The organism is Actinoplanes sp. NPDC048967 (assembly GCF_040649415.1).
Taxonomy (GTDB): domain Bacteria; phylum Actinomycetota; class Actinomycetes; order Mycobacteriales; family Micromonosporaceae; genus Actinoplanes.
Genome location: NZ_JBEZFL010000003.1, coordinates 734,981 through 752,116 on the forward strand (window position 1 = coordinate 734,981; position 17,136 = coordinate 752,116).

At 72.8% G+C, this 17,136-nt stretch carries 19 protein-coding genes; 8 read left to right on the forward strand and 11 right to left on the reverse strand.

Annotation, left to right across the window (positions count from 1 at the left end):
- Positions 1-6: 6 nt before the first annotated feature.
- Genes AB0C12_RS15995 through AB0C12_RS16005 form a run of 3 tightly spaced genes read right to left on the reverse strand, consistent with a single transcriptional unit; the run spans position 7 to position 2,704 of the window.
- Positions 7-813 (reverse strand): Nif3-like dinuclear metal center hexameric protein, encoded by an 807-nt coding sequence (locus tag AB0C12_RS15995; protein WP_360549038.1) that lies wholly within the window; start codon positions 811-813, stop codon positions 7-9.
- Positions 814-873: 60 nt separating this feature from the next.
- The gene (locus tag AB0C12_RS16000; protein ID WP_360549040.1) at positions 874-1,458 is read right to left on the reverse strand and encodes a flavoprotein; all 585 of its coding nucleotides are present in this window, start codon (positions 1,456-1,458) and stop codon (positions 874-876) included.
- A gap of 16 nt (positions 1,459-1,474) precedes the next feature.
- A complete protein-coding gene (locus AB0C12_RS16005) occupies positions 1,475-2,704 on the reverse strand; it encodes a helix-turn-helix domain-containing protein (protein WP_360548399.1) in 1,230 nt (409 codons plus the stop codon).
- Between the two features lie 245 nt (positions 2,705-2,949).
- Between AB0C12_RS16005 and AB0C12_RS16010 the strand changes: the two genes are divergently transcribed.
- The 3 genes from AB0C12_RS16010 to AB0C12_RS16020 all read left to right on the forward strand — a co-directional run bounded on the left by AB0C12_RS16010 (position 2,950) and on the right by AB0C12_RS16020 (position 5,560).
- Positions 2,950-3,645: a bifunctional DNA primase/polymerase gene (locus tag AB0C12_RS16010; RefSeq protein ID WP_360548401.1), complete on the forward strand. Its 696-nt coding sequence runs from the start codon at positions 2,950-2,952 to the stop codon at positions 3,643-3,645.
- 253 nt (positions 3,646-3,898) lie between these two features.
- A complete protein-coding gene (locus tag AB0C12_RS16015) occupies positions 3,899-4,366 on the forward strand; it encodes a GNAT family N-acetyltransferase (RefSeq protein ID WP_360548403.1) in 468 nt (155 codons plus the stop codon).
- A 72-nt stretch (positions 4,367-4,438) separates the two neighbouring features.
- On the forward strand, positions 4,439-5,560 hold the full coding sequence (locus AB0C12_RS16020; RefSeq protein WP_360548405.1) for an SGNH/GDSL hydrolase family protein: 1,122 nt from the start codon (positions 4,439-4,441) through the stop codon (positions 5,558-5,560).
- 3 nt (positions 5,561-5,563) lie between these two features.
- Here AB0C12_RS16020 and AB0C12_RS16025 read toward each other — a convergent pair whose 3' ends face one another.
- Positions 5,564-6,145 (reverse strand): XRE family transcriptional regulator, encoded by a 582-nt coding sequence (locus AB0C12_RS16025; RefSeq protein WP_360548407.1) that lies wholly within the window; start codon positions 6,143-6,145, stop codon positions 5,564-5,566.
- Positions 6,146-6,192: 47 nt separating this feature from the next.
- Between AB0C12_RS16025 and AB0C12_RS16030 the strand changes: the two genes are divergently transcribed.
- The gene (locus tag AB0C12_RS16030) at positions 6,193-7,119 is read left to right on the forward strand and encodes an NAD(P)/FAD-dependent oxidoreductase (protein ID WP_360548409.1); all 927 of its coding nucleotides are present in this window, start codon (positions 6,193-6,195) and stop codon (positions 7,117-7,119) included.
- A gap of 79 nt (positions 7,120-7,198) precedes the next feature.
- On the opposite strand, the gene AB0C12_RS16035 is transcribed toward AB0C12_RS16030, so the two are convergent.
- Both AB0C12_RS16035 and AB0C12_RS16040 read right to left on the reverse strand, forming a co-directional pair.
- Positions 7,199-8,407: an MFS transporter gene (locus AB0C12_RS16035; protein ID WP_360548411.1), complete on the reverse strand. Its 1,209-nt coding sequence runs from the start codon at positions 8,405-8,407 to the stop codon at positions 7,199-7,201.
- Entirely contained in the window at positions 8,404-9,762 is a 1,359-nt protein-coding gene (locus AB0C12_RS16040; RefSeq protein ID WP_360548413.1) for an FAD-dependent oxidoreductase, read from the reverse strand. Before AB0C12_RS16040 ends, AB0C12_RS16035 begins: the two co-directional genes overlap by 4 nt.
- 145 nt (positions 9,763-9,907) lie before the next feature.
- Here AB0C12_RS16040 and AB0C12_RS16045 point away from each other — a divergent pair, with 145 nt between their 5' ends.
- The gene (locus AB0C12_RS16045) at positions 9,908-10,573 is read left to right on the forward strand and encodes a metalloregulator ArsR/SmtB family transcription factor (RefSeq protein ID WP_360548415.1); all 666 of its coding nucleotides are present in this window, start codon (positions 9,908-9,910) and stop codon (positions 10,571-10,573) included.
- Positions 10,574-10,716: 143 nt separating this feature from the next.
- Here AB0C12_RS16045 and AB0C12_RS16050 read toward each other — a convergent pair whose 3' ends face one another.
- The 3 genes from AB0C12_RS16050 to AB0C12_RS16060 form a co-directional block, all read right to left on the reverse strand.
- Positions 10,717-11,580, reverse strand: coding sequence for a hypothetical protein (locus AB0C12_RS16050; protein WP_360548417.1), 864 nt, complete (start codon positions 11,578-11,580; stop codon positions 10,717-10,719).
- A gap of 155 nt (positions 11,581-11,735) precedes the next feature.
- Complete coding sequence (locus AB0C12_RS16055) at positions 11,736-12,281, reverse strand: hypothetical protein (protein ID WP_360548419.1); 546 nt, start codon at positions 12,279-12,281, stop codon at positions 11,736-11,738.
- A 100-nt stretch (positions 12,282-12,381) separates the two neighbouring features.
- Positions 12,382-13,014 (reverse strand): maleylpyruvate isomerase family mycothiol-dependent enzyme, encoded by a 633-nt coding sequence (locus AB0C12_RS16060; protein ID WP_360548421.1) that lies wholly within the window; start codon positions 13,012-13,014, stop codon positions 12,382-12,384.
- Positions 13,015-13,067: 53 nt separating this feature from the next.
- Here AB0C12_RS16060 and AB0C12_RS16065 point away from each other — a divergent pair, with 53 nt between their 5' ends.
- Positions 13,068-13,523, forward strand: coding sequence for an NUDIX hydrolase (locus tag AB0C12_RS16065; RefSeq protein ID WP_360548423.1), 456 nt, complete (start codon positions 13,068-13,070; stop codon positions 13,521-13,523).
- Complete coding sequence (locus tag AB0C12_RS16070) at positions 13,520-14,344, forward strand: TIGR02569 family protein (protein WP_360548425.1); 825 nt, start codon at positions 13,520-13,522, stop codon at positions 14,342-14,344. The genes AB0C12_RS16065 and AB0C12_RS16070 overlap by 4 nt, the downstream gene beginning before the upstream one ends.
- Here the strand turns inward: AB0C12_RS16070 and AB0C12_RS16075 are convergent.
- Both AB0C12_RS16075 and AB0C12_RS16080 read right to left on the reverse strand, forming a co-directional pair.
- Positions 14,317-14,817 (reverse strand): DUF402 domain-containing protein, encoded by a 501-nt coding sequence (locus AB0C12_RS16075; RefSeq protein WP_360548427.1) that lies wholly within the window; start codon positions 14,815-14,817, stop codon positions 14,317-14,319. The two genes, AB0C12_RS16070 and AB0C12_RS16075, sit on opposite strands and share 28 nt — an antisense overlap.
- Positions 14,810-16,120 carry an alpha-hydroxy-acid oxidizing protein gene (locus AB0C12_RS16080; RefSeq protein WP_360548429.1) on the reverse strand — a complete coding sequence of 437 codons (1,311 nt, stop codon included), beginning with the start codon at positions 16,118-16,120 and terminating at the stop codon, positions 14,810-14,812. Before AB0C12_RS16080 ends, AB0C12_RS16075 begins: the two co-directional genes overlap by 8 nt.
- A 142-nt stretch (positions 16,121-16,262) precedes the next feature.
- Between AB0C12_RS16080 and AB0C12_RS16085 the strand changes: the two genes are divergently transcribed.
- Positions 16,263-17,132, forward strand: coding sequence for a helix-turn-helix transcriptional regulator (locus AB0C12_RS16085; RefSeq protein WP_360548431.1), 870 nt, complete (start codon positions 16,263-16,265; stop codon positions 17,130-17,132).
- Positions 17,133-17,136 lie beyond the last annotated feature (4 nt).

The window sequence follows — 17,136 nt, forward strand, 5'->3', positions numbered from 1 at the left end:
GTCTCCTTATTTTCCACTGACCGCGTGCACGGTCCAGGGGTCGGTGTCGAGGTCGGACACGAGGGACGTGACCGGGAACTGGGCGCGCAACCAGCCCGCCAGCTCGTCGAGCCAGGGGCGTTCGGTGGCCCAGTGGGCAGCGTCGAGCAGAGCCGGACCGCCGGTGGCGAGGTGCTCGCTCGCGGGATGATGCCGCAGATCGGCGCAGAGATACGCATCGGCTCCGGCCCGGCCGGCGTCGGTCAGGAACGAGTCGCCCGCTCCCCCGCAGACGGCGAGCGTACGGATCAGTCTTCGCGGGTCGCCCGCGGCTCGCACCCCGGCGGCGGTCGGCGGCAGCCGGCGAGCGACGAAGGTGGTCAGCTCGGCCAGCGGCATCGGGGCGGCGAGCTCGCCCACCCGGCCCACGCCGCGCCCCGCGCCGGCGGCCGGGCTGCCCGGCGCGGCCGGGACCAGCGGGCGCGGATCGACCAGATCCAGCCGGGCGGCGAGCGCGTCGGAGACACCCGGATTCGCCACGTCGGCGTTGGTGTGCGCGACGTAGAGGGCCACGTCGGCCTTGATCAGCCGGTGCACGATCCGGCCCTTGTAGGTGTCCGGCGCGACCGACGAGACGCCCTTGAGCAGCAGCGGGTGGTGGGCGACGATCAGGCTCGCCCCGGCCTCGACCGCCTCCTCGACGGTCTCCGGGACGCAGTCGACCACGCAGAGAACCGTGCTGACCGGGGTGTCGAACTCGCCCAGGACGAGGCCCACCCTGTCCCACTGCTCGGCCCAGGCACGCGGGTATCGGGCGTCGAGGGCGCCCACCATGTCACGGACTGTCGGCGGGGGTAGGGCAGTGTCGCTCACGGCCGCCCACTCTACCCAGCTTCAGGAGCGGGCTCCGGGCTCGACTCGGTTGTCGGACGGGAAACGGGTGTGCAGGGCCTGCAGCGCTCGCCGCCATGGGAACTGGCTCCGGAAACGGTCGTTCTGTCCCGGTCCGCCGAGGCGTACGACGTCGTCGCCGTAAAGCACCTGAACGCCCCAGCTGCGCAGCCGGGTGATGCTCTCGTGCAACGTCGGGTGCAGTGCCATGACCCGGTTCGTGTACGGCACCACGACCGTCGGGATGTTGAAGCCGTATCCCTCGACCAGCAGCCCGAGCACCAGGGTGTCGGTGATGCCGGCGGACCACTTGTTGATCGTGTTGACCGTCGCCGGGGCCACGATCATCGCGTCGGCCGGCGGCAGCAGGTCGTCATCGCCGGGGTTCTTGTAGTAGCTGCGCACCGCGTGACCGGTCTGGGCCTGCAGCGCGGCGGCGTCGATGAACTTGCGCCCGTCCGGCGTGGTGATCACGCAGACCTCCCAGCCGTCCCGCTGCGCCAGGTCGACCAGCAGGCCGACGTCGCGGGCGATGGGCGAGCCGCACACGAGGACGTACAGCACGCCGGGCGAGGTGTTGATGTTCATCACCCGAAGACCCACCTCATACGCCGACTCCCATCTGCTCGGCCAGCTCCGCGATGGGTGCCGGCGGTGTACCCCGCGTGCGTCGTAACACGTCGGAGATGACCTCGTGGGCGAGCGGACGGCAGCGGATCTCCGCGGGGGCCAGCCGATCGCCCTCCAGCAGCATCTCGCTGGCCATCTCCACGTCGCCGACCTGCGTGTAGCCCCGCGCGATGTCCAGGTAGTGGTGGGCCCGCCGCTCCGGCAGCATGGCGGCGAAGCTCTCCTTGTTGATGCGGTTGTGCGTCTCGATCGCCTTGCCGCCGTCCCCCAGCTCCACCGCGGCCGCGGCCCGGTGCAGCTCCACGTTCGTCGGCCCGAAGGACGACCAGTAGTGGTTGTAGTCGCCACCGAGCGCGCCGGCCGCCTGCTCGGCGCCGCACACCAGGTCGCGGACCGTGGCACTGTCGCCGATCCGCGCGGCGGCCATGGCCCCGGTGAGCAGCAGCAGGCCGTAGACGGAGAGCCGCTCCGGGGTGGCCGACTCCGGCGTGGTCGGCGCCAGCCGGTTGGCGATGTTGACGTTGACCTCGAGAGCGGAGCGGATCCGGCCGAGGGAGAGCAGCGCCATGCCGACCCGGTGCGTCGCCATCCCGGCGAGCAACTGGTCGCCGGCACGTTGCGAGACGGCGATCGAGCGGTCGGCGGCCAGCCAGGAGAGCTCGTGCTCGCCGACCTTGCGCAGCGCCGACGAGGCGATCTGGTAGACCTGCCCGAGCAGGTGCGCCGCGTCGCGGGCCTCCTCGCCGGTGGCGTGGGCGCTGTCGGCGGCCTGGGCGTCGCGCAGCAGCTGTGGCAGCTTGCGGGCGAGGACGCCGTACTTGGCGTGCTGGTAGGTCAGCCAGGCGTGACTCACCGCCTTGCGCATCTCCGCCAGGGGCGGCGCCATCGGCACCGGGTGGAAGAACGCGCTCATCTGGTCGTAGCGTTCCAGCGCCGCGCGGATCTCCTCGACCTCGACCTGGTCGATGCAGTTCTGCGTCTCCGGCCTGCGCTCGACGTCCTTGCCCAGCAGCAGCTGGACGTCGATCTGCAGGACGTCGGCGATCTCATAGACGACGGAGAACTTGTCGAGCCGGCGGACGCCTCGCTCCACCTTGTCGACCCAGCTCTTCGACTTTCCCAGCCGGTCCGCGAAGACCTGCTGGGACATCTTTCGACGGCCGCGCCAGTAGGCGACTCGGCGGCCGATCGGCAGCTCGTCCACGGTGCCTCCCCCACTCATCCGGCGACCCCCGCCGGTGAGCATTGCGGTGTGTCAGCTGCAGTGTGGACCTCACTCCTCTGTGCGGGTCGCACAGGTTGTGTGATCGTCTGCCCACCGATGCTCGATAGTTTCTCATGCAAGTTGCAATACGTGATCTGCCCCGACAAACGAGGCGTGTCGAGCTTGGTAACGGCAGTTGCGACTGCTATAGCGGCCACTAGTGCCGGATCGGAGGTATTCCGACCATGCAGTGGAGCAACCGATGGCCGATCGGCCCATGGGAGTACGTTGATCGGCTGCGACTGCGGCGGGCCGCCCTGCGGTACGCCGCGCACGGCTGGGCCGTGACCCCGGGCGCCTATCTGGCCGGTCACCGCTTCGCCTGCGGCCGGGCCGGCTGCCCGATCATGGGCTGCCATCCCGCCATCGAGTCCTGGGAGGAGGATTCCAGCACCGATCCCGCGCGGGTGGCGCGCTGGTGGCACCGCCGGCCGTACACGGTGCTGCTGGCCACCGGCTGGAAGTTCGACGTGCTGGAGGTGCCCGCGGCCGTCGGCCTGCGGGTGCTGGGCGCGGTGCGCCTGCACACCGGCGTCCTCGGCCCGGCGAGTGGAGACGCCCGCGGTCCGGTCGTGGTGACGCCGTCCGGGCGCTGGATGTTCCTGGTACGCCCGGGAGCGGAAGTGCGGCCGGAACTCGGGTCCTGTCTGGACGTGCTGCGCCACGGTCGCGGCTCGTGGATCCCGGCGGCACCGAGCCGTACCCCGCAGGGCCCGGTCCGCTGGGCCGTCTCCCCGGAGCAGACCGGCTGGCAGCTGCCCGAGTCGGCGGTCGTCCAGACGATGCTGCTGGACGCGCTGGAAGTCCTCGGCCGACGGCCACAGCCCCCCGCCGCGGTGATTGTGCCCCGACAGATGTCGACCGCTCGCCGGGCGGCCTGAGCGGGACCCACCGGACGCCGCGAACTGGCCGTCGCCCGGATCGAGGATCCATGGGGCGGACGGTAGCCGGGCATGGTCGGGGGCACTCATGTCAGTTGACAACGTATTTGCCTACCTTGAGGTAGTCGAGTCATCCGAATGGGTGAACACCTGATCACGCTGCGCCGAAGTTCGCCCGATCGGCGGCCGGCCCGGCGACCGGGTGATCCAAATCGGGTCGCCGTCCGGCGGTCGCGGCGGCAGGATCCGACCCATGATCTCGATCCGGCCGGTGGCCGTGGATGCCCCGGAAGCCGTCGCGCTCGTGCGGTCCTACCTGGCGGAGATGGTGGACCGCTACCACGGCCGGCGGATGCCGGCGTCCGCCGTGGACGAGGCCCTCGCCGACGAGCCCGCCGACGACGTGGCGGTGCTGCTGGTCGCGTACCGGGAGGGGGTCGAGGTGGGGTGCGTGGGCCTGCGCCGGGCCGAGGAGCGCACCGGCGAGATCACCAAGATGTACGTGTCACCGCCGTACCGCCGCCTCGGCATCGGCCGACGCCTGCTGGCCGCCGTGGAGGACGTGGCCCGTGACCAGGGGTTGCGCACATTGCGCCTGGACACCCGGCACGACCTGGTCGAGGCGCGCGCGATGTACGCCGCCGAGGGCTATGCCGAGATCCCGCCGCACCAGGACCGGCTGTACGCCGACCACTGGTTCGCGAAGGCCCTGCCCCATTGACACTTGACCGGTTCAGTGGTGGCATCGACGGTCACGAATGAGTTAGCCCGGGAGTGACCTGGAGGAGAGCCCGTGCGACCGAGCCGTCTGACCGGAACCCTGCTGACCGCCGCCCTGCTGCCGGCCCTGCTGCTGTCCACAAGCGCCGGCGCGGCACCCCCGCCGGCCGGTCCCGCCGCCGCGCTGTCCCCTGTGCACACCGCCGGGCGCGTCGAGGCGAACGCGGACGCGGACGCGCTGCGGTACAGCTGGCCCGGGGTCTACTTCGAGGGCCGCTTCCGGGGCACCGGCGTCGGGATCGTCCTCGACGACGCCGCCGCCGACTACGACGTGCAGGTCGACGGGGCGACGGTCGCCACCCTGGTCATGCCCGGCCGGACCACCTACTGGGTGCGCGACCTGACCCCCGGAACGCACCGGGTCCGGCTGGTCAAACGGTCGGAGAGCCCGTGGGCGGTCAGCGAGTTCGGCGGATTCGTGCCCGTGGCCGGTGGCGCGATCCTGCCCGGTCCCCCGCCCCGGCACCGGCAGATCGAGTTCATCGGTGATTCCTACACCGCGGGCTACGGCAACCTTTCCGCGTCCCGGGACTGCACCGGCGACGAGGTCAACCGGACCACGAACGCGGATCTGAGCTTCGGTGCCCTCACCGCCCGGCGCCTGCACGCCGACTACCAGCTCAACGCCTTCTCCGGCCGGGGCATGGTGCGCAACTACAACGGCGGCGAACCCGGCACCAGCTACCGCACCTACTACGACCGGGCACTGCTCAGCGTGGACGGCGACGTCTGGCGGCCGGGCCGGTGGCGGCCCCAGCTGGTCGTGGTCGGCCTGGGCATCAACGACTTCTCCACCGCGATCAACCCGGGCGAGCAGTGGACGCCGGAGAGCCTGATCGCCGCGTACCGCACCGCCTACCTGGGCTTCCTCGACAAGCTGCGGGCCCGCTACGGCCCCCGGACGATCATCGTGGTGAGCGCGACGGCGGTCTCCGGCACCACGGCGTTCGCCGACACCGCGCGGCAGGTCGTCCAGGAGAGCAACGACCGTGGCGACAGCCGGGTCCGCTACTGGTACTACGACAGCGCCGGGCTGGACTACGGCGGCTGCCACTGGCACCCGTCCCTGCGCGACCACCAGGTGATCGCCGACCGGCTGGCGGCGTACCTCGCGACGCTGCCGCTGCGCTGGTAGGCCCTAGGAGCGGGTCGAGCGGGCGCGGACGTGCATCCGCTCACCCTGGCGGCCGAAGATGCTCAGGAACTCGACCGCGTCGCCGTTCGCGCTGCCGAACCAGTGCGGCACCCGGGTGTCGAACTCGGCCGCCTCGCCCTCCGGCAGGACCAGGTCGTGCTCGCCGAGCACCAGACGCAACCGGCCGTGCAGGACGTACAGCCACTCGTACCCCTCATGGGTCTTGGGGTCCGGCACCGCCCGCGGCCCGGCGGGAATGATGTGCTTGAAAGCCTGCAGGCCGGTGGCCTGCCGGCTGAGCGGCAGGATGGTCTGGCCGCTGCTGTGCCGCAGCGGCCGGGCGTAGATCCGCGGATCGCCGGTGGGCGGGGCGCCGACCAGCTCGTCCAGCGGCACCCGGTAGGCCCCGGCCAGCGGCAGCAGCAACTCCAGCGTGGCCCGCCGCTGCCCGGACTCGAGCCGGGACAGGGTGCTCACCGAGATCCCGGTGGTCTCCGAGAGGGCGGCGAGCGTGGTCCCGTGCTCCTGGCGCAGCGCGCGCAGCCGGGGCCCGACCGCGGCGAGGACGTCGTCGTTTGCCGTCATGGCAACAAAGCTTGCCACTTTTCGCCGGTTGGGGCGACCGTGGAGCCATGACATACGACGTGATCGTGATCGGCGGCGGGCCCGCCGGACTGAGCGGCGCGGTGGCCCTGAGCCGCGCGCTGCGGTCGGTGCTGGTGATCGACGCGGGCGAGCCCCGCAACGCGCCCGCCGACGGCATCCACAACTACCTGACCCGCGACGACATCGCGCCGGCCGACTTCCGGGCGGCCGGGCAGAGCGAGGTACGGCACTACGGCGGCGAGATCGTCGACGGCCGGGTGACCGGGGCCGGCCGCGACGGGGACCTGCTCACCGTGACGCTGGCCGACGGCCGCTCGTACGCCGCCCGGCGCCTGCTGGTCACCACCGGGCTCACCGACGAGCTGCCCGACATCCCCGGCCTGCGCGAGCACTGGGGGCACAGCGTGATCCACTGCCCGTACTGCCACGGCTACGAGGCGCGCGGCCAGGCCATCGGCATCATCGGCTCGTCGCCGATGTCTCTGCACCAGGCGCTGATGTGGCGGCAGTGGAGCGACGACATCACGCTGTTCCTGCACACCGCGCCCGAGCCGGACGCCGAGCAGGCCCGGCAGCTCACCGCCCGGGGCATCACGGTGGTCACCGAGAAGGTCGCCGAGGTGCTGGCCGAGGGCGGCGAACTGACCGGGGTACGGCTGACCGACGGCACCGCGGTCGCCCGCGACACCCTGGTCGTCGCCCCCCGCTTCCTGGCCAACGCCGAACCGCTGCCGTCCCTGGGCCTGACCGCGACCGACAACGACTTCGGCAGCGCGGTGGTGGCCGAGCCGAACGGGCGTACCGAAGTGCCCGGGGTCTGGGTCGCCGGCAACGTCACCGACCAGATGGCCCAGGTGGTCAGCGCGGCCGCCGCCGGCCTGCACGTCGGCGCCCAGCTCAACGCCGACCTGATCATGGAGGACACCGCCCGGGCCGTCGCGGCACTCGGGTGATCCGCGGGCCGGCGGTCACGGCTCTTGAATGATCCGCGGATCGGCGGTCACGGCTCTTGGGTGATCCGCGGATCGGCGGTTACGGCTCTTGGGTGATCCGCAGGGCTGCCGCGGCGACGGTGCACAGGCCGGCGGTCGCCAGGAAGACGCTGGTGTAGCTGCCGGCGCGGGTCAGCAGCGCCGCGGCGCCCAGCGGGGCGGTCGCCTTGGCGATCGTCACCGGCACGACCAGCATCGCCGCGATGGTGGCGTAGCGGCGGGTGCCGTAGCGGTCGGCGAGCAGCACCGGCTTGGCGATGGTGGCGACGCCGAAGCCGAGCCCGAAGCCGACCACGCCGACCACGGCCCCCACCGCGGTGCGGCCGGTGAACGGCAGCGTGGCCACCGCGACGGCCTGCACGGTGAAGACGGCGGCGACGACTGTGGCGGTGCGGAACCGGCGTTGCAGTGCGGTGGTGGCCAGCCGGCCGGTCACCGACAGCAGCCCGAACAGCCCGGCGGTCGTCGCCGCGAACGACAGCGGATGACCCCAGCTCAGCAAGGCCGCCACCAGGTGCACGGTGATCAGGGAGATGGCCGCGGTGTTGGCGGTGAAACCCAGCGCGAGCAGCCAGAACGCCCGGTCGGGACGGAACGGGGCCCGGGCCGCGCGGGCGATGGACGCGGCGGGACGCAGGACGATCGCGTGCAACGGGACAGTGAGCAGCGCCTGGATGGCCGCGAGGATCAGCAGGGCGGTGCGCCAGCCGTACTGCTCCACGAGGTGGCCGGTCAGCGGCAGGAAGACGGTGCTGGCGAAGCCGGCCACGACGGTGACCACGAGCAGGGCGTTCGGGCGTTCGGCCGCGGTGTGCCAGGCGATCACCACGGCGAAGGCGGCCTCGTAGAGGCTGGCGGCACCGGCGGCGCCGAGACCGACTTGGACCGCGTACAGCTGCCACAGGCTGTCCACCTGCGACCAGGCCACCAGCAGCAGTGCGCCCAGCAGTGAGCCGGCGGTCATCAGCGCGCGGCCGCCGTGCCGGTCCAGCCACCGGCCGACCGGCACGGCCAGGATCGCCGCGGCCAGGACGGAGGCGGTGAACGTACCGGTGATCGCGGTTGTCGTGGTGTGCAGCTCGGCGGCGAGCGGGGTCAGGAAAACCGCGAAGGAGTAATAGAGCGTGCCGTAGCCGACGGTCTGGGTGATCGCGAGCGCGGCGACCGTGCGGCGGGCACGCACCCGGGTCCCGGGGTGACCGCCGATCGCGGGATCGGCGGCCACCGGGCCGGGGCGTTCCCAGGTCACCCGCAGCAGCTGCCGGCCGGGCTGTCCCCGGCCGACGCGGAGACGAGGGCGAGCGGCGCGGACAGCAGGCCGCCGGCGACTCCCGTGGCCAGCCCGCGCCCGGCGTCGCCGTCGATCGGGTCACTGTTGCAGACCCCGGTCTCCGGCAGGTCGAGCTGCACGTCCCGGGCCGCGGTCCAGTCACCGGCGAGCGCGGCGGCCACGGAACGGGCCTGCTCGTAGCCGGTGGCGAGCAGGAACGTCGGCGCGCGGCCGTAGGACTTCACCCCGATGGCGTAGAAGTCCGGCTCCGGGTGCGCCAGCTCGTCGACGCCGTGCGGCGGGACGGTGCCACAGGAGTGCTCGTTGGGGTCGATCAGCGGAGCCAGCGCGCGGGTCGAACCGAGTACCGGGTCCAGATCCAGCCGCAGCTCCGCGGCGATCGAGTGGTCCGGCCGGAAACCGGTGGCCGACACGATCCGATCGGCGGTGACCGTACGGGTGCCGTCGGAGACCTCAACCGTGCCGTCCGGCCGGGCCGTGACCCGCTGGACGCCGAAACCGCCGAGCAGCGTGATCGCGCCGCTCTCGACGTGGGCGCGCAGCCGGCTGCCCAGCGCACCGCGGGCCGGCAGCGCGTCGGCGGACTGGCCGCCGTAGCTGCGGGCCGGGTCCGTGGCCCGGATCGCCCAGGTCACCCGGGTGCCGGGAACCTGCCCGGCGAGCTCGGCCAGGGCCAGCAGCGTGTTGGCCGCGGAGTGCCCGGCTCCGACGACCAGCGTGTGCCGGCCGGCGAACCGCTCACGGTCGCGTCCCAGGACGTCGGGCAGCGCCGACTCCAGGAACGCGGCCGCCCCGGCCTCACCGTGTGCCGGGATGCCGGAGGTGCCGAGGACGTTGGGCGTACCCCAGGTGCCGGAGGCGTCGATGACCGCGCGGGCCAGGATGTCCTCGCCGTCGGCCAGGCGGACCAGGAAGGGCGCGGTCGCGCGGCCGGCGGTACGGATCCGGTCGAGGCCGAGCCGGGTGATCGCCACGACGCGGGCGCCGTAGCGGACGTGCGGCTTGATCCCGGGCAGATCGGCGAGCGGCTGCAGATAGTCGGCGGCCAGCTGCGCGCCGGTGGGAAGCTGGTCGTCGGCGGGACGCACCCAGCCGGCGTCGGTCAACAGACGGGCCGCCGCGGCGTCGATGTTATAGCGCCACGGGGAGAACAGTCGGACGTGTCCCCAGCTGCGGACAGCGGCGGCCGGGCCGGCACCGGCCTCGAGGAGCCGGAAGGAGAGGCCCCGCTCCCGTAGCTGAGCAGCAGCGGCAAGCCCCACCGGGCCGGCACCGATGACGACAACCGGCAGCGCCGCCCGCTCATCAGCCATGCCTGATGCTTCACTGTGCTGGTCCACGGTCGCCTCGGTGGTTCCGCAGCACTTCTCGCCCATAGCCCCTAGCTCCTCTTGCTTGACAGTGGTCTAACTCCTCCCTCACCTTGCATCGGACTTAGACGAGTGTCAAGCTATCCGCATGTCTGTTCTTCCCGTGGTCGAGATCCCGCCGGCGGCGGCCTGCTGCCCTCCCCTGTCGGCGCAGGCGCTCGCCCCGCAGGCCGCGGTCGAGCTGGCGCCGATGTTCAAGGCGCTCAGCGATCCGGTGCGGCTGCGGCTGTTGTCGCTGATCGCGGCCACGACGGAGATCTGCGTCTGCGACCTGACGGACGCGTTCGAGGTCACGGGCGCGACCATCTCGCATCACCTGCGGGTGCTGCGCGAGACCGGCCTGGTGGACTGCGAGCGGCGCGGGACCTGGGTCTATTACTGGGTCAAGAAGGACGCGATGAACCTGCTGGGTGGCCTGCTGACGTCTTCCGCGACACCGTCGCATCAGGATTCGCTGATATCGGCCGGATCTGATGCGGTGCGGCTGCTGGCTGATCCGCTGCGGGCGCAGGTGGTGGAGATTCTGGCGGGCGGCCCGGCTTGTACGGCCTACCTGGTCGCGGAGACCGGGGCCAAGCAGCCGAACGTGTCCGGCCATCTGAAGCAGCTGCGAGAGGCCGGGGTGGTCGAGGCCGAACCCCGGGGGCGGTACACGTTCTACCGGCTGGTGCCGGAGTCGTTGCAGGGGGCGGCGCGGCACCTGGCGGATCTGGGCACGAAAGCCCGCGCCAACGCGGACAACTTCCGCTCCTGACGGTTCGGTGCGGATCCGCCGGCCACTTCCACGGCCCGGGTCAGCCGAGACCTACGGCCGAGCCCCGACGGCCGGAGAGCCGCTTTGTGGCCTGCGGACGTTCTCTTGGGTCAGCCGGACCGCCTCGTCACGGGCGGCGGTCGTCAGCGGCCGGAGGCCAGCTCACGGTAGGCGGCGATCACCGCGGCGGTGCGTTCGGCGAGCTCCGGGCCCGCTTCCGTGCGGGGCGGGCCCGCCGCCGTCAGCCGCGAGATCGCCAGTTCGGCTTCGCGGGCGGTATCGCCGATGCGCTGCTCCCGGATGAGGTTCTCCCCCGCCAGCGCGGCGGCGTTGATGCTGGCCAGGATGCGGTTGGCCGCGCCGGCCGTGGACCGCCAGAGCGCCTCGACCCGCAGCCGCTGCTCGGCCAGGGCCTGCACCGCCGGGCTGTCCGCCGGCAGGTCGTGCCGGGTGGCCTGCGCGAGCTCCTCCCGCAGGCAGCGGATCTGCTGGCGGCGGGCCATGATGGCGGCGAGCTCCTCCAGCGCCGCCGACAGGCTGCGATCCGCGTCGTCGGAGTCGATCATGTGCCGCAGCGCGGGCCAGGTGCGCCGCACCCGCTTGGCCACCGCGAACGCCCGCTCGAACGCGGCCCGTTCCTCAGCGGCGACGAGCACGTGGGCGCGGTCGCCCTTGGGCATGGCGATGATCGCGGTACGGGCGGCCCGCGCCTGCTCGACCGCCACGAAAGCGACGAGCGCGACCGAGCCACCCGCCGCCAGCCACCAGGCGATGCCGAGCGCACTGAGCACCGCCGACAGCATCACCAGGACGAGAGTGAGCTGAGAGGCGAACCGGATCCGGTCCTGACGGCTGCGTCCACTGGGCGCGACCGGCACGACCTCGGTGACAGAACCCCAGCGGACCCGCCGGGCCCGGCCGGTGCGCATCTTGAGCGGGCCGGGCGACACGACGACCTTCTCCGTGTCGATGCCGATGTGCAGACCCTTGGGCCCCGGTGTGACCACGGCGCACCCTTTCCGCCTGCGGGAAGCTGAGCGGGCCCGGACGCCGAGGGGGGTACGCCCGGGCCCGCTCACCAGCGGAGCCGTCCGCTGGTACCTGGAGGAATCGGGTGGGTGCGGGGCTACCTGAGCTCACCTCCGGGTGCAGCGTGGGTGCATCACGCCGCCTCGGCGACCACCTCCGTCCCCGTGCCGGGGCCGCCTTCCTCCGACGCGGCGATCGGCACTCCGTCAGCGGTGATGAGGCCGAGGTGCTCCAGCCGGGCGAGAATGCCTCCCCGGCTGCGACCGAACTCCTCCATCAGCTCCCTCGGGCTCGTCCCCGCCCGGTGCCGCGCGACCAGCCGCTCGTCGTCCTCGGCCGACCACCGAGTGCCTTGATTGCGGTGGCGCTTCGGCCGCTCCCCCGACGTCGCCTGCGCCGGTGTCACCGACGACAGGCGTTGCCGTCGCAGCGCCGCCAGGCCGGCCAGGGTCGAGGTCAGCGCGTCCGCCACCGGGGCGAGGTCGGCGGGTGAGATCCCTCCGCTGATCTCGCTCACCACCTCGCCCGTGGGGCCCCAGCCGACCAAAGACAGGCCGATGCGCTCGTCGCCCGTGCCGGACGCGGTGAGCTGGTAGACGTGCGGTCCGATCGTCAGGTGCCGCTCGAGGTTGAGGTGCGGGCGGCGGTCGTTCTCGGGTACGTACTCGTTGTCATCCATGCCGCGACGCTATGACCGGCGACTGACATTTTTGTCCCCGGCGTGGCGCGCGGTTCGGGGGCGTCCGCGCGTCCCGGACACCTATCCGAAGACGGGCCGATCAGGCTCGGCTCAACCGGTTGCGCAGGATCGGCACGCCCGGCCCGTCCAGTTCGCTCAGCGCCACACCACGCCCGGTCATCGCCAGCATCAGCGCCTCCGCCGGCCCGGTCACCAGCGGCCCCGCGCCCGCCGACCAGTCCAGATCGGCCGCCTCGAAACGCAACCCGGCCACTCGCCGCTTCGGTGTGAAGCCGACCGCCCGGCCGCCCACCAGGAAGTCCAGGGACACGCGCAGCCGCTCCAGCCGCAGCCCGTGCGGCAGGCCCAGCGGCCGGCGCATGTCCTGGCCGTGCACCTGCAGGTCGGTCAGCTGCCCCGGATATCCCACGATCGGCGGGCGGAACGGGTTGTCCGCGTTGTCGCGCAGGCCGCGGGCCAGCGCGGCCGCCGGCTGCTCCGCCGTCAGGACCGCCAGCCGGGCGTTCGCCTTGTGGATGCTGAAGCCACTGCGGGCGAGCAGCGGCAGCACCGGTGTCACGGGCTTGCCGATCGCCGCCAGCAGGTGCCCGGCCACCTGCTGGACCGTCCATTCACCGCACAGGCTCGGGGTTTCCAGCTGTTCCGGGGTCAGCGACTCCACCAGATCGGCGACGCGGCGCCGCTCGTCGGCGATCGCGGATGGGATATCCACAGGCACAGGCTAGCGTCGCCGGCGACCCTGCCGCGGCCCGTACTCTGGCCGCCGTGACGACCGACTGGACCGCCACGTTGCCGGGCAAGCGGATGGGCGCCGCGCTGCTGCTGCGGGCCGCCGACGACCGGATTCTGCTGGTGGAGCCCACTTACAAGCCCTACTGGGAGCTGCCCGGCGGGGTGGTCGAGGCCGGCGAGTCACCGCGGGCGGCCGCCGCGCGGGAGATCACCGAGGAGCTCGGGCTCAGCGTGGTGCCGGGGCGGCTGCTCGTCGTCGACTGGGTGCCACCACGGGACGCCCGCACCGACGGTCTGATGCTCGTCTTCGACGGCGGCCGATGCGGCGACCCGGTGCGGCTGCCCGAGGCCGAGCTGCGCAGCTGGGCCTGGTCCGATCCCGGCGAGGCCGCGCAACGGCTGCTCCCGCTGCTGGCCCGGCGCGCCGCAGCCGCGCTGCGCGCGCTGCACACGAGCACCACGCTCTACCTGGAAGACGGTCACCCATGACGGATCAAGGTCCGCCGCCCGAGGTGCGGGCGGCGTTCGGCGCGCGGGGCGAGACGGTACGGCTGGCCGGCGGCAAGGGCGGCACCTGGCGGATCGGCGATCTGGTCCTCAAGCCGTCCGAGGGCGATGAGGAGGTCCGCTGGCGCAGTGCCGTGCTGGCCGAGCTGCCGGAGTCGCCGCACTTCCGGATCGCCCGGCCGGTGCGCGCCGCCGACGGCGACTGGCTGGCCGGTGGCTGGGAGGCCGCCCGAGCCGTCGCCGGGCAGCCGGATCAGCGCCGCGTCGACGACGTGATCCGGACCGGGGCCGCGTTCCACGAGGCGGTCGCCGCCGTGCCGCGACCTGCGCTGCTCGACACCCGCGCCAACCCCTGGGAGTACGGCAACAAGCTCGCCTTCGGCGACGACCTGCCGCCGGCCCGGCGCAGACCTTCCGCCCTGCTGGACCAGTTGCTGGGGCACCGGCGGCCGATCGCGCTGCCCGAGCAGATCGTGCACGGCGACCTTCTCGGCAACGTGCTGTTCGCCGACGGCCTGCCGCCCGCGGTGATCGACTGGGCGGCGTACTGGCGGCCGACGGCGTGGGCGTCGGCCGTCGCCGCGGTGGACGCGATGGTGTGGCACGGCGTCGACGCCGGGGTGATCGAGCGGTGGGCGCATCTGCCGGAGTGGGGACAGTTGCTGGTCCGGGCCGCTGTCTACCGGCTCGGGACCTGGGACGCCGCAGGGTGGCCGCAGGAGCCGGAGGAGCCGTACCGGCCGGTCATCGCGGCCATCGCCGGCTTCGTGGCCGGTCAGACGCGTTCGAGCCAGGTGCGGTAGTGGGTGCCGAACGGCTCGGCCCGCGCCCGGCACGCGGCGAGGACCTGCTGGGCCGCCTCGGCCGCCCGGGTGACCACCTCGGCCGGGTAGCCGTAGCTGACCTGATGGGCGGCGAACTCGTCCTCGTCGAGCAGGGTGACGCGACCCCGGTGGGTACGGATCACGTCCAGGTCGAGGTCCACGATCGTGACCTGCTCGCGGCCCGACCAGACGGCCGGGGCGGTGATGTCGCAGTACATCTCGAGGTTGCGGGTCGGGGCGAAGAACAGCGGGGTGTACCAACCGTCGTGCGGGATGAGGCGGACGCCGCGGTGCTCGTCGGCGCGGGTGACACCGGCCGCGACGTAGTGCACCTCCGTACCGACCGGCACGCCCAGCCACGTGCCCCACTCGTCCTCGCCGAGGTGGATCTCGACCGCGCGGCGGTGCAGCCGGCCGTCGAACTTGCGGAACACCACGTCGACCTCAGCCATGCGGCGCACTCTGCCAGCTGTCCCGTCGCAGCAGGTCCCGGGTGATCGCCGCGATGCTCGGCGCGCCGGTCAGGGCCATGGTCAGGTCCAGCTCGGCGATGACGTTGCGGATCACGTCCTCGACGCCGCGCCGGCCGGCCAGCGCGAAGCCGTACAGGTGCGGGCGGCCCAGCAGCACGGCGTCGGCGCCGAGCGCCAGGGCCGTGAAGACGTCGGCGCCGGTACGGATGCCGCTGTCGAACAGCACCGTGGGCTGCGCGCCGACCCGCTCACGCACGGCGACCAGCGCGTCCAGCGCGGCGACGGCGTTGTCGACCTGCCGGCCGCCGTGATTGGAGACCACGATGGCGTCCACGCCCAGCTCCAGCGCGCGACCGGCGTCGTCGGGATGCAGGATTCCCTTGAGCACGATCGGCAGCCGCGTCCGGTCCCGCAGGGTCGCCAGGTGTTCCCAGTTCAGACCGGGATTGGAGTAGATGTCGAGGAACGTCTCGACCGAGGCCCGCGGCACCGGCGAGCGCAGGTTGCGCCAGAACGGGCCCGGGTGGTTACGGGCCATCGCGAGCAACGCGCGAACGGCGCCGGGCGTCACCCGTACCGGTGCCTTGCCGGGCTGGGGTGCCGCCAGCCGCTCGGTGACGATCTGCCGGAACCGCGGATCGGACGTGTACTGCGCGATGCCGAGACCCCGGCTGAACGGCAGCGACCCCAGGTTGAGGTCCTGCGGGCGCCAGCCCAGCACGGTGGTGTCCAGGGTGACGACCAGCGCGCCGGCGCCGATGGCCTCCGCCCGCTGGATGAGGCTGTCCACCAGGCGTTCGTCCGTGCTCCAGTAGAGCTGCACCCAGCGCGGGGTGTCGCCCATCGCCGCCGCGCACTCCTCCATCGGGTTGCACCCCTGGTTGGAGAAGACGTAGGCGGTCCCGGTCGCCGCGGCGGCCCGGGCGATGGCCACATCGCTGTCGCGGCCCATGAGCGCGGCGGCACCGACCGGCGCGAGCAGGACCGGCGTGGTGTGCCGGGTGCCGAGCAGCTGCACCGAGAGGTCCCGTTCCACGGCACCGGCGGCCATCCGCGGCATGATCGCCCACCGGTCGAAGGCCGCCCGGTTGCGCCGCATCGTCCGGCCCTCGCCGGCCCCGCCCGCGACGTACGCCCAGGCCTTTCTGCTGCTCACCCGGCGGGCCCGGCGCTCGAGCTCGGCGAAGTCGGCGGGCACGACCGGCCGCCGGCCGAGGGTGCCCTCGCGGTAGATGGTCGCCAGGCGGGCCAGCCCGGCGCCGGGGGTGACGGCGGCCGCCATGCGCGCTCCTCGATCAGGGGGCCGGGCGGAAAGCGCCGGCCGATGCCCGCCACGCTAGATCGCGGACCCGCCGCTGTCCCGGGGGGAGGCAGGTAATGACAGAACCTCCAACGCCGGCCGGACCGCCCGTACCGTGGAGTGCGTGGACAACCGCAACGACATCCGCGAGTTCCTCGCCTCACGGCGCGCCCGGATCACGCCCGAGCGGGCCGGCCTGCCGAACTACGGCGGCCACCGGCGGGTCCCCGGACTGCGACGCGAGGAAGTGGCCCTGCTCGCCGGCGTGAGCCCGGATTACTACACGCGGCTGGAGCGCGGCAACCTCGGTGGCGTCTCCGACAGCGTGCTGGACGCGATCTGCCGCGCGCTGCAGCTCGACGAGGCCGAACGGGCGCATCTGACGGACCTGGCCCGGGCCAGCAACACCCCGGCGCGGGCCCGGCGGCGCCCGGTCACGCCGCGGATCCGCCCGGGCGTACAGCAGCTGCTCGACGCGATGACCGACGCACCGGCGTTCATCCGCAACGGCCGGCTGGACGTGCTCACCGCCAACAAGCTGGGTTACGCGCTGTACGCGCCGGTCTTCGAGCATCCGGCCCGGCCGTCGAACCTGGCCCGCTTCGCGTTCCTGGACCCGCGGGCGACGGACTTCTACCCCGACTGGGAGGACGCGGCGAACACGACCGTCGCGCTGCTGCACACGGAGGCCGGGCGGGACCCGTACGACCGGGGGCTGACGGACCTGGTCGGTGAGCTCTCCACCCGCAGCGAGACCTTCCGGACCAGGTGGGCGGCGCACGACGTACGCCTGCACCTGACCGGGACGAAGCACCTGCGGCACCCGGTCATCGGTGAGATCAAGCTCGGCTTCGAGGCGATGCCGATGCCGGCCGATCCCGGCCTGACCCTGACGGCCTACAGCGCCGAGCCGGGCTCCCCGGCCCAGGACGCGCTGCGCCTGCTGGCGAGTTGGTCGGCCACTGCCGAACAGAGCGTCACCGCCGGGCCATGATGTA